Source organism: Algibacter pacificus, from assembly GCF_008033385.1.
Lineage (GTDB): Bacteria > Bacteroidota > Bacteroidia > Flavobacteriales > Flavobacteriaceae > Algibacter > Algibacter pacificus.
The window spans coordinates 1-23,461 of sequence record NZ_VOGY01000018.1 but is presented as its reverse complement, the minus strand read 5'-3'; the positions used below and the strand labels follow the sequence as shown (position 1 = coordinate 23,461).

Annotated in this window: 17 protein-coding genes; 6 read left to right on the top strand and 11 right to left on the bottom strand. The window is 34.3% G+C overall.

The genetic code is table 11. From position 1 onward, the window contains the following. Positions 1–165: 165 nt before the first annotated feature. The 4 genes from FQU21_RS16780 to nirB are packed head-to-tail and all read right to left on the bottom strand — an operon-like array spanning position 166 to position 5,525. A complete protein-coding gene (locus FQU21_RS16780) occupies positions 166–1,986 on the bottom strand; it encodes a sensor histidine kinase (protein ID WP_147679166.1) in 1,821 nt (606 codons plus the stop codon). 14 nt (positions 1,987–2,000) lie between these two features. Then, complete coding sequence (locus FQU21_RS16775; protein WP_147679165.1) at positions 2,001–2,585, bottom strand: DUF4202 domain-containing protein; 585 nt, start codon at positions 2,583–2,585, stop codon at positions 2,001–2,003. An 11-nt stretch (positions 2,586–2,596) separates the two neighbouring features. Beyond that, on the bottom strand, positions 2,597–2,974 hold the full coding sequence (gene nirD / locus FQU21_RS16770) for a nitrite reductase small subunit NirD (RefSeq protein ID WP_147679164.1): 378 nt from the start codon (positions 2,972–2,974) through the stop codon (positions 2,597–2,599). Positions 2,975–3,008: 34 nt separating this feature from the next. Beyond that, positions 3,009–5,525, bottom strand: a complete 2,517-nt coding sequence (nirB, locus tag FQU21_RS16765; protein ID WP_147679163.1) for a nitrite reductase large subunit NirB — start codon at positions 5,523–5,525, stop codon at positions 3,009–3,011. Between the two features lie 385 nt (positions 5,526–5,910). Here nirB and FQU21_RS16760 point away from each other — a divergent pair, with 385 nt between their 5' ends. Next, positions 5,911–7,332 carry an L-serine ammonia-lyase gene (locus FQU21_RS16760; protein ID WP_147679162.1) on the top strand — a complete coding sequence of 474 codons (1,422 nt, stop codon included), beginning with the start codon at positions 5,911–5,913 and terminating at the stop codon, positions 7,330–7,332. Between the two features lie 9 nt (positions 7,333–7,341). Here the strand turns inward: FQU21_RS16760 and FQU21_RS16755 are convergent, their stop codons facing one another. The 4 genes from FQU21_RS16755 to pabB all read right to left on the bottom strand — a co-directional run bounded on the left by FQU21_RS16755 (position 7,342) and on the right by pabB (position 13,764). Further along, positions 7,342–8,301, bottom strand: coding sequence for a YheT family hydrolase (locus FQU21_RS16755; protein ID WP_147679161.1), 960 nt, complete (start codon positions 8,299–8,301; stop codon positions 7,342–7,344). 1,041 nt (positions 8,302–9,342) lie between these two features. Continuing rightward, positions 9,343–10,962, bottom strand: a complete 1,620-nt coding sequence (gene ade / locus FQU21_RS16750) for an adenine deaminase (protein WP_147679160.1) — start codon at positions 10,960–10,962, stop codon at positions 9,343–9,345. 61 nt (positions 10,963–11,023) lie between these two features. Further along, positions 11,024–12,334 (bottom strand): tRNA lysidine(34) synthetase TilS, encoded by a 1,311-nt coding sequence (gene tilS, locus FQU21_RS16745; protein ID WP_147679159.1) that lies wholly within the window; start codon positions 12,332–12,334, stop codon positions 11,024–11,026. Positions 12,335–12,471: 137 nt separating this feature from the next. Continuing rightward, positions 12,472–13,764, bottom strand: coding sequence for an aminodeoxychorismate synthase component I (gene pabB / locus FQU21_RS16740; protein WP_147679158.1), 1,293 nt, complete (start codon positions 13,762–13,764; stop codon positions 12,472–12,474). Between the two features lie 107 nt (positions 13,765–13,871). Between pabB and FQU21_RS16735 the strand changes: the two genes are divergently transcribed. Then, positions 13,872–14,762 carry an aldose 1-epimerase family protein gene (locus FQU21_RS16735; protein ID WP_147679157.1) on the top strand — a complete coding sequence of 297 codons (891 nt, stop codon included), beginning with the start codon at positions 13,872–13,874 and terminating at the stop codon, positions 14,760–14,762. A 121-nt stretch (positions 14,763–14,883) separates the two neighbouring features. Next, positions 14,884–16,233, top strand: coding sequence for a DEAD/DEAH box helicase (locus FQU21_RS16730; RefSeq protein WP_147679167.1), 1,350 nt, complete (start codon positions 14,884–14,886; stop codon positions 16,231–16,233). 93 nt (positions 16,234–16,326) lie between these two features. Here the strand turns inward: FQU21_RS16730 and FQU21_RS16725 are convergent, their stop codons facing one another. Continuing rightward, positions 16,327–16,812 carry an Lrp/AsnC family transcriptional regulator gene (locus FQU21_RS16725; RefSeq protein ID WP_147679156.1) on the bottom strand — a complete coding sequence of 162 codons (486 nt, stop codon included), beginning with the start codon at positions 16,810–16,812 and terminating at the stop codon, positions 16,327–16,329. Positions 16,813–16,947: 135 nt separating this feature from the next. Here FQU21_RS16725 and metE point away from each other — a divergent pair, with 135 nt between their 5' ends. Continuing rightward, positions 16,948–19,251 (top strand): 5-methyltetrahydropteroyltriglutamate--homocysteine S-methyltransferase, encoded by a 2,304-nt coding sequence (gene metE / locus FQU21_RS16720; protein ID WP_187269410.1) that lies wholly within the window; start codon positions 16,948–16,950, stop codon positions 19,249–19,251. A gap of 45 nt (positions 19,252–19,296) precedes the next feature. Here metE and FQU21_RS16715 read toward each other — a convergent pair whose 3' ends face one another. Both FQU21_RS16715 and FQU21_RS16710 read right to left on the bottom strand, forming a co-directional pair. Then, positions 19,297–20,694, bottom strand: coding sequence for an MFS transporter (locus tag FQU21_RS16715; protein ID WP_147679154.1), 1,398 nt, complete (start codon positions 20,692–20,694; stop codon positions 19,297–19,299). 136 nt (positions 20,695–20,830) lie between these two features. Then, on the bottom strand, positions 20,831–21,652 hold the full coding sequence (locus FQU21_RS16710; protein ID WP_147679153.1) for a M48 family metallopeptidase: 822 nt from the start codon (positions 21,650–21,652) through the stop codon (positions 20,831–20,833). 207 nt (positions 21,653–21,859) lie between these two features. Here FQU21_RS16710 and msrB point away from each other — a divergent pair, with 207 nt between their 5' ends. Both msrB and FQU21_RS16700 read left to right on the top strand, forming a co-directional pair. Further along, the gene (msrB, locus tag FQU21_RS16705; protein WP_147679152.1) at positions 21,860–22,336 is read left to right on the top strand and encodes a peptide-methionine (R)-S-oxide reductase MsrB; all 477 of its coding nucleotides are present in this window, start codon (positions 21,860–21,862) and stop codon (positions 22,334–22,336) included. Positions 22,337–22,389: 53 nt separating this feature from the next. Continuing rightward, positions 22,390–22,941, top strand: a complete 552-nt coding sequence (locus FQU21_RS16700; RefSeq protein ID WP_147679151.1) for a DUF1572 family protein — start codon at positions 22,390–22,392, stop codon at positions 22,939–22,941. The last annotated feature ends 520 nt before the right edge of the window (positions 22,942–23,461 follow it).

Genomic DNA, 23,461 nt, shown 5'->3' with positions numbered 1-23,461 from the left:
ACGCACTCATGTGTGATCTCTCGATTCCTCGACATGACAATCACTAAACCTCAAACAAACCGACTTTGTCATTTCGATAATAGGAGAAATCACATAATACTATGCAAAAAAACGCACTCTAATGTGATGTCTCGATTCCTCGACATGACAACCCCACATAAATTACTAACCTCCTTTCAAAGGAATATTCAAAGTAACACGAGTTCCCTTTCCTTCTTCCGAACTTAAAAACAATCGGCCATCGATATACTTTATACGTTCTTTCATAAAAGTCATGCCCATGCCACCATCGGCATTTTTAAAGTTTTTCACATTTTGAGGATCAAAGCCTTTTCCGTTATCATCAATAACAATACTTAGTATATTTTTACTATGAGAAAGCGACACTAAAATATGAGTAGAATCGGCATATTTTATGGCATTATTTATTGCTTCTTGGGTAATTCTATAAATATTTATTTCAACTAAAGAATCTAATCGATTGGAAAAATCGGTTTTATTAAGAAACACAATATCTTTTCCGGTAAGTCTGGCTAATTCTTTTGTGAGTTTGGTAATTGCAGGTACAATACCGTGATCGGACAATTCTGGTGGTGTTAAGTTAAACGTGGCCGTACGCACCCCTTTTATAATATTAGAGGTAAGCTCTTTAAGGTGTTCAATTTTAGAAGCCGTTTTTTCAATATCGTTAATATTTATACTTTCTAAATTATATTTTAAGCCCGTCAGCATTTGTCCAATGCCATCGTGAACATCTTTGGCAATACGATTTTGCTCCTTTTCTTGATTTTCAATAATTTTACTGGAAATAATTTTTTGCTGACTAATTTCTTCTAAAAAATTCTTTCTAGTAAGCCGTTGAATCTCCAATTGTCCTGCTTTACGTTCTGTAATTTCAGAAGCTATAATTAATAACTCCGTTTTATCATCGTTAGAACTAAACGGAATAATTGCCATCTCTAGCCAAACACTTTCACCTTCTTTAGTAGTTGCTTTTACCTCACCTTGCCAACCTGTTTTTTTATATTTAGTTACCAAATTTTCAAGAGCCATTTTCTCACTATCAATTGTAGACATGACATTCCAAAACATCGCAGTCTCATTAAACCGAGAAAACTTAAATCGCCTAGAGAATTTATTACCAATATGAATAATTTGTCCGCTAGATAAAATACGAGCAAACAACAAAGTTTCGTCCATAGCTTGGGTTAGTGCACGAAGCTCTTTAATGGATTTTTCTTTTGCTAAGCTTAACTTATCGGCTTCAAAAGCCATCTTTTTAGCATGTTTTTCTGCTTTCAACAATTCAGCCAATGTTGCTCTAACTGATTTTGCTGTTGGCAAAAAAATAAATAATAATTCTGCAAGTAAAACACATAAGGTTAAAACCGCCAAAATGGCTTCCAAATTCCCCAGCCAACTTACCTTATCATCAGCCTCTACATTGTACTGATTAACAATTTGATCCATGATTAACAAGAAATCGCCCTCATAATCTCGAACCAAATTTACATCATCTACAAATTCCGAAACAGTCGTTATTTTATCGCTTTCAACCTCTGCTATAATACGCTCTGTAGCTTTTTTTATAATATTAAAAACAACATTTAAATCTTTAAATTTATTCGAAATTTCAATACTATTTTCAGTAGGTAATCCTAACTCTGGATCACCATGTTGTAACGCATAATGAGACGATTGCCACAACGACAAGGTCTCTTTTAGTTTATCTTTTAAAAGTACTTGCGCTTTGGAAGTTTCTGTAGTAGCAAGCAATAAAATTTCCTTGGTTAATTTCTGACTCAACATTCGCTGACGTCCAGCAACATTAATCACGGTAGAATCACTTTGTTGCGCCTTAATATGATGGCGAACAAAAATTTGACTCACAACTACCGATAGGGCAATCATACTTAACGCCATAATATATAAACGACTCAATTTACCAAACGTACGCTGATCTAAAGAATTGCCGTTTTTTGTCATATTACATATCGGTTTTAAGAAATAGCCTGTTTCACTAAAGCCAAGCTTTTATCAGAAAATTTAATTTTTAATGCCGCCGTATGACCTTCGTCCGACATTTTTTTCCAAGTTTTTTGAAGAATATCAATTATTTTTTCGTCGCTGTGTTTAGCAGCAAATTCATCGAAGTAAAAATCAAGAAAAACCAAACAAATAACATCCTCAATAATCTGCGATTCTTTATTTTTCTTAATGAATTTTTTAAGCACAATAGCTTTTACCCGATCTATAAATTCGTCGTCAAAACCAACCTGATTTAGAATTTCTCCGGTTAACTTGGCGTGCATTTGCTTTAAATCTTCACGCCATTTTAAATACCCAACCCGATCCATAGGGTATTCATTCCTAGCTATTTTCCAACGACAAATATGCTGTGCTCTCGCTGCTATTTGCAAGGCTTTAGACGCATTCGGGTCAAACTGCAACAAGGTTCTACTCATACGTTGCGAGTACAATAATTCCTTTGGGTATTCCATACCTGCAACGGCATACGTGTTAATATCTTCAGCATTTTTTTTATCTATTAAGGCAATAGCCGCTTCAAATCGTGTAGGTTTCATGGTTTCGTGTTTTATTCGGAAAAGCCAATATACACATTTTCTGCTTCAATTTTAACAGGATACGTAGCAATAGCCTCCAAATCTCCGTTTAAGTTCTCTCCACTTTCTAAGGAAAATGTTTTTTTATGAAGAGGACAAGCTACTTTTGGCACGCCTTTATCATCACCTATCATACCTCTGCTTAGTACCATTTCAATTTTATGAGGGCATAAATTTTGACAAGCGTACCAAGTTTTTGTTCTTGCATAATTAAAAACAGCTATTTGCTTATCCTTATATTTTACACAAGCTCCTCCATCTTTTGGAAAATCTTTTATTGTTGCAGCTTTAAACCAAACCGTTACATCTTTTAACGCTGTGGACTTATATTTTCCTAGAATTTCTTCCATCTTTTGTTTTGCTTTAAAATATTAATCTTTTTAATTAGTTCCATTGTTCTGGCATTTTTTGCTCTCTAAGCGGAACAAAAACTAAGTTATCATCATCCTCTTCACTATTTACAAAGTGATTAAAACGTTTCATCATTTCAGGATTATTAACAGCTTGTGTCCACTCACATTCAAACTTATTTACTAAGGTTTGCATTTCTTCATCTAAATCGGCAGCAATGCCTAATTTATCATCAATAATAACTTCTCTTAAATAATCTATTCCGCCTTCTAATCGATCTTGCCATGCAGCAGTACGTTGTAAAGGTTTTGCTGTACGCATATAGAACATCAAGTATCTATCAATATATTTAATTACCGTTTCGTTATCAATTTGTTCTGCAAATAGCTCGGCATGTCGAGGTGTGGCACCTCCATTTCCTCCAAAATACAAGTTCCAACCACCTTCTACGGCTATTAAACCAAAGTCTTTTCCTCGGGCTTCGGCACATTCACGAATACAACCCGATACGCCACCTTTAATTTTATGAGGAGCACGAATTCCTCTATATCTATTTTCAAGTTCAATACCAAAACTTACACTCTCGTCCATACCGTAGCGGCACCATGTAGAACCTACACAGGTTTTTACAGTTCTTAAAGATTTACCGTAAGCATGTCCACTCTCGAAACCATGACTTATTAATTCTTTCCAAATTAATGGTAATTGATTTAATGTTGCACCAAATAAATCGATACGAACACCCCCGGTTACTTTTGTATATAAATCGTATTTCTTAGCAATTTGACCAAGTGCAATTAATTTATCGGGAGTAATTTCTCCACCAGGAACACGAGGCACCACAGAATAGGTACCATTTCTTTGGATGTTTGCTAAAAAACGATCATTAGAATCTTGAATAGCATATTCTTTATTTGCCGTATCTGCATTAATACTTCCTAATAATGAAGCCACTAAAGGCTTACACAATTCGCAACCATGACCGCCAGTACCGTGATTATCTAACACCTCATTAAAAGTTGAATACCCTTTTACCTGAATAATTTTATATAAATCTTGCCTATCTAACTCAAAATGCTCGCAAACTCCAGCCTTAACTTCTATACCTAAAGATTTAAGTGTAGCATTCGTTAAATCGGCAACCATAGGTTTACAACCACCACAACCCGTACCAGCCTTTGTGCAACTAACCACACCAGCAACATCTGTAGCCGCTCCGCTTTCAATAGCGCCACAAATTTGTCCTTTACTAACACTTTCACAAGAACATATTTGTGCTTCATCTGGTAAATCCATAACATCACCAAAAGCCCCGCCACCATCACCAGCAGGTAAAATTAATTGTGCTGGATCTTCTGGAATTTTCATTCCATTTAAATAAATTTGATGTAACATACTATAATCCGTAGCATCTCCTACTAGAATACCTCCTAATAAAGACTTACCATCTAGGCTTACATTAATTCTTTTATATAAATGTTGGGTTTTATTTTCAAAAATAATAGAATGCCCTTTTGATGCTGGCATAAATGGTTCTCCAAAACTCGCCACATCGACACCAATTAATTTTAATTTGGTAGACATATCAATAGCATCTGGCATTAAGCTTTCAGCTTTACCTAAAATTTGATCTACTGCAACACCAGCCATATCGTAACCAGGAGCCACTAAACCATAAATCATTTGATTGTAAAGGGCAATTTCACCAATAGCATAAATACTATCGTCCGATGTTTTCATTCTATTATCCACCACAATACCACCACGAACACCCATTTCTAAACCACAGGTTTTCCCCAATTCATCTCTTGGTCTAATTCCTGCAGAAATAATTAGCATATCGCAATCTAAAACATCGTCTTCTCCAAACTCCATTCCTGTAATAGCATCATCACCTAAAATTTGATTTGTTGCTTTACTTAAATGAATATTTAACCCAATAGATTCCAACTTTAACTGAAGCACTTGGCTACTACGAGAATCCAATTGTCTTGGCATTAATTTGGAAGCAAACTCCACAATATGTGGTTCTAAGCCCATATCCATGGCAGCCTTACCAGCTTCTAAACCTAATAGCCCACCACCAAGTACAGCCGCTTTGGCATTAGGGTTTGTTTTTTTAACCTTATCAGCATAAGCCAACATACCTTCTAAATCTTCGATGGTTCTGTATACAAAAACACCGTCCTTTTCCACGCCTTTAATAGGTGGCACAAAAGCCGATGAACCTGTAGCTAAAACTAAATAGTCATATGAAAACTCCCGATTCTTAATTGTTGTAATAGTTTTTGTTTCTCTATGAATATCGCTAACACGTTCTCCTGTTATCAATTCAATGCCATTTTCAGCATACCATTCGGCGGGTGCCATTTCTAGTGCTTTGGCATCTTGATTTTCGAAAAATTCACTTAAATGCACACGATCGTACGCTGGGCGAGGTTCTTCACCAAAAACCGTTACTTTAAATGACTCATTTCCAGATTGTGCTACAAATTTTTCACAAAATTTATAACCAACCATTCCATTTCCAACAACTATGATATTTTTCATAAACTACGTATTTTATACAAAACTAAGTAATTATACTTAATAAAAATACTTAAACATATAGTTTTTTACGTAGAATTAAAATAATTGCATATTTCTTAAATTGAGAATCGTTTAATTATCTATTACGCAAAATATGGTATTTATTACATAGAAAATTCACTAATTCTAAAACAGGTATAGCTTAATAATTTATATCGCACCATTAACATTCATGGTTTTACAAGATCACAGCCACAGTGTATGCTACCCCTTTTTTAAGCCTCCAATACTTCTAAGTATCAATTTTTAATCCGTTTAGTTTTCATAATAAAAATTTGACATAAAAGTTCAAATTCCTCTTAAAACATTATATATATTTGTCGCTAAACGTAACGTTTTCGCAACTATGGAATGTATCTCTGTTTTCGACATGCTAAAAATTGGCATTGGCCCCTCAAGCTCACACACATTAGGACCTTGGCGCGCCGCCGAATGCTGGATAAAAGAACTAAAAACCAACAATACCTTCGATAAAGTCGAAACGATACAAGTGGACTTATATGGTTCCTTATCATTAACAGGAAAAGGACATGCTACAGATTATGCGGTTATGCTAGGCTTAACAGGCGCTAATCCTGAAACCCTCCCTACTAAAGACATTGAAACCACTATAGCTTCAATTAAAGCAACAAACACAATACAATTTAACAACGAAAAAACAATAAATTTTAAACCTGAAATTCATATAAACTTCAATAAAAAGTTTTTACCATTTCATTCTAATGGTATGACATTTACCGCCTTAATTAACGGTAAAAAAGCAAAATCGACCTTCTATTCTATTGGAGGTGGATTTGTAATAAAAGAAGAACGAAAAAATGCTAAAAAGAATTTTGAAATCAAATGCTCCTTTCCTTATCCTATTGATAAAGGCATAGATTTACTTAAATTCTGTAAAAACCTTGATAAACCAATTTCTGAAGTTGTTTTAGAAAACGAAAAATCGATCCGCACAGAAACGGAAATAGACTATGAGCTAAAACGGATTTGGGATACCATGTTGGAATGCATGTATACAGGCTGCCATACCGAAGGGCATTTACCGGGAGGATTAAATGTGCGCCGCCGTGCTTTTGATACTTACAGACGATTGCAAGGTGAAACACCGTATTCAACCCCAGTAGAATGGATTTATGCTATTAGAAATACAGAGGTAAAATTTCGACAAATACTAAAATGGGTGAGCTGTTTTGCTTTAGCCGTAAACGAAGTTAACGCTGCTTTAGGCCGTGTAGTTACAGCCCCAACTAACGGCAGTGCAGGTGTTATACCTGCTGTGCTTATGTATTATTTAGTGATTGAAAACCACGACGGAAACTTTGAGGATATTAAAAAGTTCTTATTAGTTGCAGGAGAAATAGGTAGTATCTTTAAAAAAGGAGCCACGATATCTGCCGCCATGGGTGGTTGTCAAGCTGAAATTGGCGTATCATCGGCCATGGCAGCAGGGGCTTTAACCGAATTACTTGGTGGGACCCCCGAACAAGTTTTGGTTGCTGCCGAAATCGCTATGGAGCACCATTTAGGTTTAACCTGCGATCCTATTGCCGGTTTGGTGCAAATACCATGTATTGAACGCAATGCTATGGGAGCCATAAAAGCGATAAATGCTGCAGAATTAGCTTTAGATACCGACCCTGAAAACGTTAAAGTACCATTGGACAAAGTGGTTAATACTATGTGGGAAACCGCAAAAGATATGAATTCCAAATACAAAGAAACCAGTGAAGGCGGTTTAGCGGTTGGTGTACATATCTCCGATTGCTAATTAAAATAATTAGTCGATACTATTGACAAATTCTAAAGCCCGTTTTTCATTATAATACACATTTTTACGATCTATAAAACCAACATGCCCTCCGTGTTCGGGCATTTCTAAATAGACATTCGGATTATACTTGGCCTCTTTTACAGGGTAACATTCTGGTGATAAAAAAGAATCATTTAGTGCATTTATAATTAAAGTTGGTGTTTTTATATTGGGAATAAATTGTAAACTACTACTCTTTTTATAATAGTCGGCCGCATCATTAAATCCGTGTGCTTTTGACGTATAAACGTTATCAAAATCTCTTAAAGTTTTAATTGAATTAAAAGTTTCTAAAGACATTTCATTTGGAAATTTCTCTATTTTAACTTTAAGCGATGCTTTTAAATGTTTTAAAAACCGATTGGCGTACGGTTTGTTTTTTAATTTATGAAGTTCCACACAAGCACCATTTAAATCACAGGGTGCCGATATCGCAATACCCGCTTTAACTTCAGCAGGAATACAGTCGCGTTCCCCTAAATATTTCAGAATGATATTGGCTCCCAAACTAATCCCTTTCAAATAAATTTTCGAATAGTTTTTAACTGAAATTAAATGCTGAATAATATCCACTAAATCTTCTGTAGCTCCGGAATGATAGCTACTATATTTTAAATTACTCTCACCCGAACACCCCCGAAAATTCACCGATACCGCATCGATATTATTCGAATTAAAAAGTCGTGCCGCTCCCGTTAAATAAGGACGTTGCGCATGCCCTTCCAAACCGTGTAACAACACAATACAGGCATCACTTTTTTTATTAGAAAAACTCCAATCCAAATCTATAAAATCGCCATCACTCACTGTTAAACGCTCGCGGTCTTGATTTAGAGCAACTCGGCGAAACATACCGGAATAAACAGTGGAAATAAAACCACTTTTAAAATAGAATCTTGGTTTGTAAGTAGATGTTATTATGGGCATTTTATTATTTTCTGTTCTTAGTGGTTAGCTTGAAAAGCTCGTTTAATATTTTATTTTAGAGCAGTTGGTTGCTTTTTATTCGCTTTGTGTGATTCTCTTTATGTGATTTCTCCTCTCGTCGAAATGACAATAAAAGCTCAATATCCTTTCCTCTATTTTCTTTTTTCTATTCTCTTTGTTCTTAACTCAAACAACTACACGTGATTCTCTTTATGTGATTTCTCCTTCCGTCGAAATGACAATAAAAACTCAATATATTTCCCTCTATTCTCTTTTTTCTTTTTTCTTAACTCAAACAACTACACGTGATTCTCTCTATGTGATTTCTCCTCTCGTCGAAATGACAATAAAAGCTTAATATACTTTCCTCTATTTTCTTTTTTCTATTCTCTTTGTTCTTAACTCAAACAACTACACGTGATTCTCTTTATGTGATTTTTCCTTCCGTCGAAATGACAATAAAAGCTCAATATCCTTTCCTCTATTTTCTTTGTTCTATTCTCTTTGTTCTATTCTCTTTGTTCTTAACTCAAACAACTACACGTGATTCTCTTTATGTGATTTCTCCTTCCGTCGAAATGACAATAAAAACTCAATATACTTTCCTCTATTTTCTTTGTTCTATTCTCTTTTTTCTTAACTCAAAACAACTACACGTGATTCTCTCCATGTGATTTCTCCTCTCGTCGAAATGACAATAAAAGCTCAATATATTTTTCTCTATTTTCTTTTTTCTATTCTCTTTTTTCTTAACTCAAACAACTACACGTGATTCTCTTTATGTGATTTCTCCTTCCGTCGAAATGACAATAAAAGCTCAATATCCTTTCCTCTATTTTCTTTGTTCTATTCTCTTTTTTCTTTTTTCTTAACTCAAACAACTACACGTGATTCTCTCTATGTGATTTCTCCTCTCGTCGAAATGACAATAAAAGCTCAATATCCTTTCCTCTATTTTCTTTTTTCTATTCTCTATTCTCTTTTTTCTTGATTCTTTATTCTTAATTCTTAATTCTTTGTTCTTTGTTCTCAATTCCACCTCTAAACCACCACCGAAACAAACTTAAAATCCTTGCCATTAAACAAGCCTTTATCACTCAACTTTAACGCTGGAATAACAAGTAATGCCATAAACGAAAGCGTCATATATGGAGCATTTAAATTTGAGCCGAGTTTTTTTGCCATAACATCCAATTCGGCGTATTGTTTTCCGATAGTTTCACCATCTTTATCACTCATAATTCCAGCAACGGGTAATGACACTATGTTTTCTTCGGAAGCTGTAACGGCACAAATACCACCTTTATTTTCAATCAATAAATTAACTGCTTTACAAATCATATCGTCTGAAGCACCGACCGCAATAATATTATGAGAATCGTGACCCACCGATGATGCAATGGCACCTTCTTTTAATCCGAAATTCTTAATAAATGCCATCGCTGGTTTTTGGTCGTTATAGCGATTGACCACCGTCATTTTCAGAATATCCTTATCGATATTTGAAATTAAATTGCCATTTTCAATTAGAGCGTCTTCAATTAATTCATTCGTTACAAGTTGTCCCTCTAAAGCTTCGATAACTCTAATTTTTTCAGAATTAGAAGCCACTTTAAAATCTAAAACTTCTTTTTTATGACAATTGAAATTATTCAAATTTTTAAATGAAACCGGTTTAATTAAAGACTGTCCTTTATCTGAAACCAATTCCCCATTTATATAAGTTTGAAGGGTTTTAAAATCCTTTAAATCTTCCACGACAATACAATCAGCAGCATCATTTACTTGCAATAAACCCACCTCTAAATTATAATGTTTTACAGGATTTATACAAGCAGCCTGCAATACTTTAAAAACATCAACACCTTTAGCAACCGCTCGTGCACATAACTTATTAATGTGATTTAAAATTAAATCGTCGGGATGTTTATCATCACTACAAAACATCATATTTTCAAAATGTTCCGGTAGTAAATCGATTAAAGCTTCAAAATTTTTGGCTGCACTTCCCTCTCGGATTAATATTTTCATACCTTTTTGAAGTTTCTCTAAAGCTTCATCAAAAGTAAAACATTCGTGGTCTGTAGAAATTCCTGCCCTTATATAATTAGAAACATCCTTGCCGCGTAATCCTGGCGCATGACCATCAACAGGTTTATTAAAATATTTAGCCCAAGCTATTTTTTTCATGACTTCATCGTCATCAAATAAAACGCCTGGATAATTCATCATTTCGGCTAAATATTTAATGTCCGGATTTTCCAAAAGTGTTTTAATATCATCGGAATCTATAACGGCTCCGGCCGACTCGAAAGTGGTTGCAGGCACACAAGATGGTGCTCCAAAATTAAATTTAAACGGTACTTTTTTCCCGTTTTCAATCATAAACTCAACACCTTTTACACCTAAAACATTGGCGATTTCATGCGGATCGGAAACCGTAGCCACCGTACCGTGAGTTACTGCTAAACGGGCGAATTCACTCGGCACCAACATAGAACTCTCTATATGAATATGGGCATCCACAAAACCCGGAAGTATATAATGATCGACCTTATGATTGGCTTCTTTTATGGCTGAAATCTTTCCGTTTTCAATGGTGATTTCTCCTTTATAAATCCGTTTGTTTTGTATATCGACTATTTGGCCTTGTAAAATCATGACTTATCTTTTTTAATAGTTTGTGCTATTTCTGAAACCTAATTCAGAATACATTCACAAACTATTGTAATGTAATTTTTAAAATATGTTTTGTGTTTTCGGTAACTTTAAAACGGTTATCCGCCCGCTTATTAACCACCCAAACCACATCGTTTTCTGAGCATAATACCCAAACCTGTTCTTTATCTAAAATAGACAGTTTTTCATCTTTTAAATACTTACTTATTTTCTTTTTACCCGACATACCCAATGGATGAAAAAAATCGCCATCGGCCCATTTACGTAATGTTAACGGAAATTTCAACATGTTTTTATCCAGATAAATAATATGCTTTTCCTTTTCTGAAATAGTATCAGTTTCATCTAAAAATAATATCCCAAAAGGTGTTTTCACCTCTTTATCTTCTTTTAAAATTGAAATCGGTGCTTCGTTTTCAATAGCTATTTCAGTTAATAATAAATGTTCGCGATTTTTTATTAATCGGTGTGTTGCAGAAAATAATTGCTTCCCAGATTCGGCATCCAACAAATTTAAAACATCATTCCATTCAGTAAATCCATAGCCTTTAAAAATCTCAAATAAATAAGCTTTCGGGTTATTCAATTTTTTAAATTCTGAAATTTTAAATACTGTTTTAAAATCATCTTTAGATTCAACAGCCTGTTCTAAAACTTGATTTACGCTATCTTGAACAATATCCGTCGTATCCTTCAAATTACTTAGAGTGGTTTGAAAACTTTGTAACAAACTCGGGTTTATTTCTTTTAAAATAGGAATTAAATCATGTCTCAATTTATTCCGAACATATTTTTTAGACGCATTGCTACTATCATCGCGCCAAGACATATGATTCGCTTTCGCATAATCTTCAATCTCCTCACTTGAAAACGGCAATAAGGGACGCACAAAAATAGAATTAACTTCGGGAATCCCCGTTAATCCTTCCAACCCTGTGCCACGCGTAAAATTTATTAAAAAGGTTTCCAAGTTGTCATCGGCATGATGTGCCGTTAAAATATAATCGAATTCTAATTGATTTGCCAAATCCTTAAACCACTCGTAACGTAGTTCTCTAGCGGCTATTTGAATGGATTTTTTATTTATTTTAGCGTAATTTTCAGTATCAAAATTCTGAACAAAAACTTCCAAACCCAAACTTTCGGCTAACTGTTTTACAGATTCTTCATCACCATTACTTTCCTCGCCTCTCAAATGAAAATTGCAGTGCGCTAATGAAATATTCAGCTCCAATTGATGACATAAATGCGTTAAAACCACACTATCTATTCCTCCCGAAATAGCAATAAGCACTTTGCTTACTTTTAAAAACGCTAGATTTTTATTGATATGATTTTGAAGTTTTTTTAACATGCTTCAAATTTAGTGTTTATTTTATTATTGTTGGTTGTTGGTTGTTGGTTGTTGGTTGTTGGTTGTTGGTTGTTGGTTGTTGGTTGTTGGAACAAATAAAAATTAAACCTTTAAAGTTATAAATACATATAAACTTTTTAAGACTCTAAAACAGTACGCATGGCTTTGGCTTTCACCAAACATTCTTCATATTCTTTAAGCGGATCACTTTTTGCGGTGATAGCTCCACCAACGGAATACGACACGTATTTTTGTGTCGCATTATACAGAATAGTTCGGATAACCACATTGAAATCGAAGTCGTTTTCGGGCGTGAAATAACCGATAGCTCCAGAGTATAACCCCCGCTTCGAAGCTTCAAGTTTTTCCATGATTTTCATGGCCGAAATTTTAGGAGCTCCCGTCATGCTTCCCATAGGAAATGTACTTTTAATAATATCTACTGGATGCGTTTTGGCAGTCACCTCCGAAGTTACCGTAGAAATCATTTGATGCACCTGATCGAAGGTGTAAATTTCACATAATTCCTCAACATTTACACTGCCTTTTGTGGCCGTTTTAGAGAGATCGTTACGCACCAAATCGACAATCATAATATTCTCGGCACGCTCCTTTTCATCGGCAATCAAGTTGTTTTTTAGCTGCTCATCTTTTACTTTATTTCCAGATCGTTTTGCCGTCCCTTTTATAGGTTGCGAAATAATACGCTCGCCCTCCTTTTTAATATAGCGCTCTGGCGAAGCGCTTAAAGCGTATTTATCATACAGTTTCACGAATGCCGCGAATGGTGGTTTGGAAATTTTATTGAGTTTCTTATAGGTTTCTAATGGCGCAATTTGCGTGTTTTCAGCATAGAATTCTTGGCAAAAATTAGCTTCGTAAATATCCCCATTATGGATATGATTAAGCACTGTATTTACCTTATTAAAATACTCATCTTTATGAATTTTAAGCTTTATTTTAATGTTATTTTCCGAAGGTGTTTTTTCTTCATTTTGAACATTTTCAATAGCTTTTAAATCATCTTCAAGCTCATCATCAACACATTTTAAATACTGAATTTCAACTTGATTATCTTTAAACAAAAAGAGTTTTTTAGGTTGAAAAAATGATAAATCAGCAAAGGCTAATCCGTCGGGATTTTTCGAACTTAATTCCTCTACGTCGTTTTTTAAATCGTAGGTTAAATAGCCAAAAACCCAATCGTTTGCTAGGGTTTGGTATTCTTTTAGTTTTTCGAACCCATCGTAATAATCGGTTTGAATACTAGTAAAAGCTTCCACGGCTAAAACCGCATCGTAACTGCCGTATTTTTGCTCGTAGTTATTAGAATCTAACCAAATAACTTCGTCGAATTGCTGACTCCAAATCAAGATTTTATCTTTAAAATCGACGCTGCTTTTTGGGCTATATATTTGTTTTGTTCTCAAGAGGGACGGTGCTATGCTATTTTATCAAAAAATATTATTCGGTAAAGTTAATGAGTTTCGGTAAAAAAATGTAAATTTTGTGCATAATACCAATTTTAAAAGGAACTATGTATACTTTACAGAACGAATTATTAAAAATAGCCGTTAAAAAAACAGGCGCAGAACTTTGCAAAATAACATCTACTAAACATGAAACGGATTTTATGTGGGATGGAAATCCAGAGGTTTGGAGTGGTATTGCACCCAATTTATTCCCAATAATTGGCGCTTTAAAAAATAACACTTACACTTTTGAAGATAAAACATATACTTTACCAAAGCACGGTTTTATTCGTAATAACGAAAACTTAGAGGTTGTTGAACAAACTAAAAACAGCCTAACTTTTAAGCTTACTTACAGCGATGCGCTATTAAAAGTTTATCCGTTTAAATTCGAATTTTATATCAGGTATACCTTAACAGAAAACACGCTTGAAATTAAGCATACCATAAAAAACATGGATGATAAACCGCTATATTTTTCTTTGGGCGGACACCCTGCTTTTAAATGCCCGGTTTTTGAAAATGAAACGTATGAAGATTATTTTTTAGAGTTTGAAGACATTGAAAATTCTGAAACGCATGCCATTAATATGGATAATGGTTTAATTTCAGCACATACCAAACCTGTTTTTAACAACACCAATTTATTACCTTTAAAACACGATTTGTTTAATGAAGACGCCCTTGTTTTTAAAGATTTAAAATCCCGAAGTGTGAGTTTAAAAAGCAAAATGAAAGGCGAAGTACTCACGGTAAATTACCCCAACTTCCCCTATTTAGGCATTTGGGCCAAACCAACGGGCGATTATGTTTGTATTGAGCCGTGGTTGGGTATTGCAGATCATGAAAATACCAACCAAGATTTTATTAGTAAAGAAGGCATTTTAAAACTGGACGCTGATAAAGATTTTGTGGCTACTTATAGTGTAGCCATTGGAAAATCACATTTAATTTAGGTAATTAATAAAACCTGCAAGATTTTAAAAAACCTTGTAAAAATCCGTAATTAAAACAACAAATTTTCAATTCGTAAAGGTTATAAAAAATAGCGTAACTTTGCGGCTTAAACTTACCATTGTGACTTTTCAAGATTTAAATTTAAACACCCCATTACATAACGCCTTAGACGATTTAGGCTTTACAACGCCAACGCCAATTCAGGCGGAAGCTTTTAACGTTGTTTGCTCAGGCAGAGACGTGGTTGGTATTGCACAAACAGGTACCGGTAAAACCTTTGCTTACATGTTACCAATTTTGAAAAACCTCAAATTTTCGATGCAAGAAAATCCACGTGTTTTGGTTTTAGTACCTACTCGCGAACTTGTTGTGCAGGTGGTTGATGAGATTGAAAAATTATCAAAATATATTAATACACGGGTTTTAGGGGTTTACGGCGGAACAAATATTAATACGCAAAAACGAGCGATTGCAGAAGGGATCGATATTTTAGTAGCCACGCCTGGCCGCATGTACGATTTGGCTTTAAGTCGTGTTTTGCAATTGAAATCTATTCAGAAATTAGTTATTGATGAAGTTGATGTGATGCTCGATTTAGGATTTAGACATCAATTAATTAACATTTTTGATATTTTACCTCCTAAAAAACAAAACATCATGTTTTCGGCAACCATGACGCAAGATGTTGATGTTTTAATAAACGATTTCTTTAAAAACCCAGAACGTGTTTCTATCGCAGTTTCGGGTACACCACTTGAAAATATTTCTCAACAACGCTATAATGTTCCTAACTTTTATACGAAAGTAAACCTGCTAGCACATTTACTAAGAGATACTGAAAAATACAGCAGAGTTTTAATATTTGTGGCTTATAAACGTATGGCCGATCGATTATTTGATCAATTGGATGAAATTTTTCATGATGAATTATGCGTTATTCATTCTAATAAAACACAAAATTATAGACTGAGAAGTATTGAGCAATTTCGTGAAGGACAAAACCGAATTTTAATTGCAACCGATGTAATGGCTCGTGGTTTGGATATTGATAATGTGTCGCATGTTATTAATTTTGATACCCCAGATTTCCCTGAAAACTATATGCACCGTATCGGTAGAACTGGTCGTGCAGAACGCGAAGGAGAGGCCTTATTGTTTTCGACTAAAACAGAACTAGAATCTGTTGAAAACATAGAACTTTTAATGAAAATGGAAATTCCTGTTATGGAAATTCCCGAGGATGTAGAAATTTCTACCGAACTTATCGAAGAAGAACGTCCGCAAATAAAAGAACGTAACAATCCTGTAAAACGCAAGGATGAAGATGCTCCGGGACCTGCTTTTCATGCTAAATCTGAAAAGAATTCGAAAGAAAATTTAGGTGGATCTTATAAATTTAAAATTGCCGCAAAATATAAAAAGCCAAAAACACGTGGTGATAAAAATTATAATAAGCGCAATAAAAAATAATAAACCCTATACCAAATAGGTATAAAAAAAGAGGTTAGCTGAAAAGTTAACCTCTTTTTTTTGTTTAGCATCTATATTATAGATAGGTGTTCACTAAATAGGAATAGCATAAGAATTCTTTATCTCTCCCATTACAAATGTGCTTTGCGCACTTCCTATATTTTTGACCCCACCTAAATGATTCAAAACAAAATTTTGGTAAGCCTTCATATCTTTAACCATAATTTTGAGTAAAAAATCATAATCTCCAGAGATATTATAGCACTCTACAACTTCTTCCAACGACACAATATCTTTTACAAACTGATTGCCAATGGCACGTGTATGCGCTTTCAACGTCACATTGCAAAACACCATTAAGCCTTTATTTAGTTTTTCTGCATCTAAAACCGCTATATAGTTTTTAATATATCCCGCTTTTTCTAATTTTTTAACGCGTTCAAAAACAGGTGTTGTCGATAAATTTACTTTAGCCGCCAGCTCTTTGGTTGTTAAATTGGAATTGACTTGCAACATTCGTAATAATCTTAAATCAATATCATCTAGAGCTAAAGCAGAATTATTTTCTATGAAACGCATGTCTTTTAATTATTATAAATTAATATTCTTTTATATATTTCAAAACTAGTAATTAATTCTGAATATTAAGCAAAATTTACTTATTAAATTCTTTAATAATAGTTTTGTACAGCAATAAAAACTAATAATTAAATCATGAAAACAACCCTTTTAGGATACCCAAGAATTGGACGCTACCGAGAATTAAAAAAAGCTTGTGAAGCCTTTTGGTCGGGTAAAATAGACGAAACAACTTTACAACAAACCGCTACAGAAATAAAAAAAGACAACTGGTTACAACAACAAAACTTAGGAATTGACTTAATTCCTTCCAATGATTTTTCATTCTACGATCAAGTTTTAGATGCCTGTTTAACCTTTGGCTGTGTTCCAAAACGCTATAATAACATTGACAAAAGCAACTATTTAGAATTATATTTCGCTATGGCACGCGGACTTCAAAAAGATGCCATTGATGTTACTGCCATGGAAATGACCAAATGGTTCGACACCAATTATCATTATATAGTTCCTGAATTTGAAAAAGAACAAAGCTTCTCTTTTTTCTCAAAAAAAATAATAAATGAGTATAAAGAAGCCCTGGATTTAGGGATTAAAACAAAACCCGTTTTAATTGGCCCGGTGACCTTTTTACTTCAAGGAAAAGAAAAGGAAGCTGGATTTCATCGATTAGATTTATTAGATAAATTATTACCTGTCTATTTTGAAGTTATTGAGGCATTAACAACTTTAGGTGTAGAATATATTCAGTTTGACGAGCCTTGTTTAGCCCTTAACCTTTCGGAAAAAGAACAAAACGCTATTACAAAAACGTATGAAGGTATTGCTGCAAAATTCCCAAAATTAAAAGTGTTTTTAGCTAATTATTTTGACTGCTACGGAAACAACCTAAACACAGCACTGGCTTTACCTGTAGATACTTTACACTTAGATTTAGTAAGGTGCCCATCTCAATTAGATGATATTTTAAATTCTGAAGATTATAACCCAAAAACAAAACTATCTTTAGGTATTGTGGATGGTAGAAATATTTGGAAAAATGATTTTGAAGCCTCTTTAAAAACCATTGAGAAAGCGACCCGAAAACTAAATTCCGATAATTTATGGATCGCTTCATCTTGTTCTCTATTGCACACACCATACGATTTAGATTTAGAAACTACGTTGGAACCCGAAATAAAACAATGGCTCGCTTTTGCTAAACAAAAAACGGAAGAAATAGTTGCCATTAGCAACCTTTTAAAAGATGAAAACGATGGGTATTTACATTTGTTTGAAGAAAATAAACTAGCTAATTTAAAGCGAAGAACTTCTAAACGTATCCATAATGCCACTGTAAAAAACAGAATTTCAAATTTAAAACCATCGGATAGCCAGAGAGTAAGTCCTTTTTCTACGCGACAAGCTACACAAAAACAAGCGCTGCACCTCCCTTTATTTCCAACCACCACTATTGGGTCTTTTCCTCAAACAAAGGAAGTGCGTAGCTGGCGTTTAAAATTTAAAAAAGGACTATTATCGCAGAATGATTACGATGTTTTAATTGCAAAAGAAATCGAGGATTCTATTCGTTTTCAAGAAGACATTGGACTTGATGTTTTAGTACACGGTGAATTTGAACGTAATGATATGGTAGAGTATTTTGGCGAAAAACTAAACGGGTTTGCTTTTAGCAGTTACGGCTGGGTACAAAGTTACGGAAGTCGTTGTGTAAAACCTCCTATTTTATTTGGTGATGTATCTCGAGAACATCCAATGACGGTAAAATGGTCGGAATACGCGCAATCCCTAACCGATATTCCTGTAAAAGGGATGCTTACTGGTCCGGTTACTATTTTACAATGGTCTTTTGTAAGAAACGATCAACCAAGAGAAGTGACTTGTAATCAAATAGCACTAGCCATTAGAGATGAAGTGGTCGATCTTGAAAAAAGTGGTTTAAAAATCATTCAAATTGATGAACCAGCCATTCGTGAAGGTTTACCTTTAAGAGAAGAAGAATGGAAAAACTACTTAAATTGGGCGGTAAAAGCCTTTAGAATTTCGGCAAGTGGTGTGCAAAACGAAACGCAAATCCACACACACATGTGCTACTCCGAATTTAACGATATTATTTCAAGTATAGCAGATATGGATGCCGATGTAATTACTATAGAAACCTCACGTTCGGAGATGGAATTACTCGATGCTTTTGTGAATTTTAAATACCCAAATGAAATTGGCCCTGGCGTTTATGATATTCATTCACCTCGTGTACCTTCTTTAGATGAAATTGAAAATTTACTACTAAAAGCTAAACATGTTTTACCTAAAGAACATATTTGGGTCAATCCAGATTGCGGCCTAAAAACAAGAAATTGGCCAGAAACAAAAGCGGCTTTAAAAAACTTAGTTAAAGCGGCTAAAAATTTAAGAGCAAAAGAACTGGAGTTGGTTTAATTGTTTTTATATATTGTGACATGAGACTGCTTTTAAGATGTATATTTAATCTTCTAAAGCAGTCTTTTTTGTTTCCTTTGGTACCCTGAAAAGTAAAATAATACCGCCAACAAAAAAGATAACAAGCACTAAAATAGCATTTCTCATGGTTCCGGTAATCTGATCTACGGTTGCAAAAATCACCATACCTATTACAATTCCTATTTTCTCGGCAACATCATAAAAACTAAAATACGATGTGGTGTCTTCCGTTTCTGGTAAAAATTTAGAATAGGTCGATCGTCCAAGCGATTGTACCCCGCCCATAACCAAGCCTACACAACCCGCAGCGATATAAAACTCCAAAGGCGTGTGCATTAAATACGCATAAAAGCATAATAACATCCAAACCACATTAACAGCTATTAATGTTTTAATATTTCCAAATTTAGCCGAGGCTTTCGAGGTTAAAACCGCACCCAAAATAGCCACTATTTGTATCACCAAAATACTCACAATTAATCCCATTGTTTTTTCACTATCGTCTCCCCAAGCAATTTCTTCTTCACCAAAATAAACCGCAACCAACATAATAGTTTGCACCGCCATACTAAAAACAAAAAAGGCATATAAATAGCGCTTTAACCTTAAATCTTGTTTGAGCTGTTTCCAAACTTCTCTTAATTCTTTTAAACCATTAAATACAACAGCTCGGGTAACTTTATGTCCAGATTTTGTTCCTTTTGGTAAAAAGTAAAACGTATATTGACTAAATAATGCCCACCACACACCGACGGTAATAAATGATATTTTCATGGCTTCAAAAGATGCTGCATCTTTCGCCGCTCCTAAAGCTAATTGAATTTCGGCCTCGGTTCCGGTCTCTCTAATAGATTCAGCTATACTTAAATCGAATCCAAAAAACTGTGGAAACATCACCATCATTAAATTGAATATCAACAACAATACACTCCCCAAATATCCCATTGAAAACCCTTTGGCGCTTATACTGTCTTGCTGTTCGGGAAAAGCAATATCTGGCAAATAGGAATTATAAAACACCAAACTCCCCCAATAGCCAATTAATCCCATAAAGTAGAACACTAAACTAAGATGAATTTGTTCTAAGCTAAACCAATATAAACCCACACAACCTGCACTACCCACATAGCAGAAAAATTTAAGAAAATTCTTTTTATTACCAACATAATCGGCAATTCCCGATAAAATTGGAGAGGTAACCGCAACCACTAAAAAGGTAAAAGCCGTTACAAAAGTGATTAAAGCTGTACTTTTAAATGTAGTACCAAAAGCTTCAACCGTTTTTATTTCTGAAAGAAATAATGCCGAATAAAATATTGGAAAAATCGAAGAGGCAATGGTTAGGGTATAAACCGAGTTGGCCCAATCGTAAAACGCCCAAGCATTTAAGAGTTTTTTACTTCCTTTTTTAAGTTCAATCATATACCTGTTTCGCTTTAGATACTTTCCTATTTAAAATTATTGGTTTATTAAAACATTATTCTCTTAAATGCCTCAACAAAAAAAAGCTGCTATTAATTAGCAGCTTCTAAAGTAAACAAATATTTTTATTCTAATGTTATAAAGCTCTAAACGATGTAACACCAAATTTCTTAGCTTCTTTTTTGGCATCTGGCGCCCAAGCTGTTAAGTTACTAATTCGTGTGTCATTAGATGGATGCGTACTCATAAATTCTGCTGGTGCGTTACCCCCACTGTTGGCTTTCATGCGTTTCCATAATTCTGCAGCTTCATCTGGATTATAACCAGCAACGGCCATTAAATATAAACCAATTTTATCGGCTTCGGTTTCGTGACTTCTACTAAAAGGTAACATCCCTAAAACCTGAGATCCCACACCATAATATTGATTAAAAGCATTTCTAGAATTTTCATCTTTTATAGCCACATTCCCTGCCACCGCTAAACCTTGTTGTAAATATCCAGCACTCATACGTTGTTGTCCGTGGTTTGCTAAAGCATGTGCTACTTCGTGGCCCATAATGGCTGCCACTCCAGTTTCGTTTGCGGCAATTGGCAAAATACCGGTATAAAACACAATTTTACCACCTGGCATACACCATGCATTTACAGTTTCATCATTTACTAAATTATATTCCCACTTATAATCATTCAAGTATCCCGCATGCCCATTTGCAGTTAACCAACGTTCTGCAGCCACAGCTATGCGCTGCCCTACTCTAGTTATCATTTCGGCATCTTTTGTACCTGTTACAACATTGTTTTCTGTTAAAAACTGATCGTATTGTGCGAAAGCTGTAGGAAACAATTGCGCATTAGATACAAAGGCCATCGTTTTTTTTCCTGTAAAAGGGTTGGTAGCGCATGAAAAAATCATTGCACAAATGCCTAGAGATATAAAAGTGATTTTTAGTTTCATTTTCTTTGGTTTTAATGAGTCATATTAAGTACAGAAACTGTATCTATAAATATTAGACCCTATTTTTATTAATTTGTCACACCCAAAATTAGCAAACTTTAAACAGATTAAAATAGCTTTTTGATAAAAAAATTAACCCTATTAAATTTTATAAGCCTGTTATTTTTACAAGTTTAGTACGACAAAATACGAAAACAGACTTAAAAAATGAACAAAATATTAGCTACACTCAGTATATTTATAGCCTTTAGTTGCAACTCTACTGCACAGAAGAAAAAAGCTAAAGAAACTTTCGAAATCACCAAAACAAAAGCAGAATGGAAATCCCAATTATCGGCAACCGAATTTTATGTATTAAGAGAAGCGGGAACAGAACGTGCTTTTTCAAGTCCTTTAAACTCGAATAAAAAAGACGGGGTTTACGTTTGCAAAGCTTGCGAAACACCTCTATTTAAAAGCAAAGACAAATATGATTCGGGAAGTGGATGGCCTAGTTTCGATCGAGAAATTAAAGGTAATATTGCTTTTTCCACCGATTACGATTTAGGATATGCCAGAACCGAAGAGCATTGTGCCACTTGTGGTGGACACTTAGGACATGTTTTTAACGATGGCCCTAAAAACACAACAGGTTTACGCCATTGTGTTAACGGTGTGTCTTTAAAATTTATTCCTGCTAAATAATAAAATTAATAGTGTCATTTGTTTTAATTTACAAACTGAATTACATTTAAACCATGGAAAGTTATTTAGAAAGTATTTTAAAACAGTTTGAATATTATAAAAGTTTAGGCGATAAAACATTCGATCAATTATCATTTGAAGAGATACAAAATGAAATTGCCCAAGATTCTAATTCTATTGCTATTATTGTGAAGCACATTTCGGGGAATATGTTGAGTCGTTGGACTCATTTTTTAACTGAAGATGGCGAAAAACCTTGGAGACACCGTAACCGAGAATTTGATGATACCTTTGAAAACAAGGAGCAATTAACAGAACGTTGGAATGCCGGTTGGGATTGTTTATTTAGTGCCATTACACCTTTAAATGAAGTGGATTTGGAACGTATTATTTATATTAGAAATGAAGGTCATACCGTTACTGAAGCCATAAACCGACAACTTGCTCATTATGCTTACCATATTGGACAAATTGTATTTTTAGGAAAAGTTTTTAAAGGAAAAGATTGGAAAACCTTGTCCATTGCGAAGGGTGATTCTAAAAAGTATAACGACGCTAAATTTAGTAAAAACAAAGAACGTCGTCATTTTACTGATGATTTATAATGGTTTTTAGTTTGATTATAGGTTGAAAATTGAGTTTTTCAATACTTGCTAGTATTCCTAAACAAAACGCAGATTGTCATTTCGACGTGAGGAGAAATCGCATCATGGTTTACAGGTTGAAATAACTTACTCATTTGTGATGTCTCCTTTGGTCGACATGACAAAAAAGAACTTATTTTTTACTGGAATTTAGATTGAAAAGCAACTTCTTTAAATGGATTTATAATAAAAAACAATCAGCAATTGTTATTTCGACGTGAGGAGAAATCGCATCATGGTTTACAGGTTGAAATAACTTACGCGTATGTGATGTCTCCTTTGGTCGACATGACAAAAAAACTTTTTTTTGCTGGAATTTGGATTGAAAACCAACACCTTCAAATTTATTGATTTTCATAAATAATCGACGATTGTCATTTCGACGCAGGAGAAATCGCATCATGGTTTACAGGTTGAAATAACTTACTCATTTGTGATGTCTCCTTTGGTCGACATGACAAAAAAGAACTTATTTTTTACT

Coding starts and splice junctions, on each gene's coding strand:
- FQU21_RS16780 (WP_147679166.1), bottom strand. CDS start 1,986: ATGACAAAAAACGGCAATTCTTTAGATCAGCGTACGTTTGGTAAATTG.
- FQU21_RS16775 (WP_147679165.1), bottom strand. CDS start 2,585: ATGAAACCTACACGATTTGAAGCGGCTATTGCCTTAATAGATAAAAAA.
- nirD (WP_147679164.1), bottom strand. CDS start 2,974: ATGGAAGAAATTCTAGGAAAATATAAGTCCACAGCGTTAAAAGATGTA.
- nirB (WP_147679163.1), bottom strand. CDS start 5,525: ATGAAAAATATCATAGTTGTTGGAAATGGAATGGTTGGTTATAAATTT.
- FQU21_RS16760 (WP_147679162.1), top strand. CDS start 5,911: ATGGAATGTATCTCTGTTTTCGACATGCTAAAAATTGGCATTGGCCCC.
- FQU21_RS16755 (WP_147679161.1), bottom strand. CDS start 8,301: ATGCCCATAATAACATCTACTTACAAACCAAGATTCTATTTTAAAAGT.
- ade (WP_147679160.1), bottom strand. CDS start 10,962: ATGATTTTACAAGGCCAAATAGTCGATATACAAAACAAACGGATTTAT.
- tilS (WP_147679159.1), bottom strand. CDS start 12,334: ATGTTAAAAAAACTTCAAAATCATATCAATAAAAATCTAGCGTTTTTA.
- FQU21_RS16735 (WP_147679157.1), top strand. CDS start 13,872: ATGTATACTTTACAGAACGAATTATTAAAAATAGCCGTTAAAAAAACA.
- FQU21_RS16725 (WP_147679156.1), bottom strand. CDS start 16,812: ATGCGTTTCATAGAAAATAATTCTGCTTTAGCTCTAGATGATATTGAT.
- metE (WP_187269410.1), top strand. CDS start 16,948: ATGAAAACAACCCTTTTAGGATACCCAAGAATTGGACGCTACCGAGAA.
- FQU21_RS16715 (WP_147679154.1), bottom strand. CDS start 20,694: ATGATTGAACTTAAAAAAGGAAGTAAAAAACTCTTAAATGCTTGGGCG.
- FQU21_RS16710 (WP_147679153.1), bottom strand. CDS start 21,652: ATGAAACTAAAAATCACTTTTATATCTCTAGGCATTTGTGCAATGATT.
- msrB (WP_147679152.1), top strand. CDS start 21,860: ATGAACAAAATATTAGCTACACTCAGTATATTTATAGCCTTTAGTTGC.
- FQU21_RS16700 (WP_147679151.1), top strand. CDS start 22,390: ATGGAAAGTTATTTAGAAAGTATTTTAAAACAGTTTGAATATTATAAA.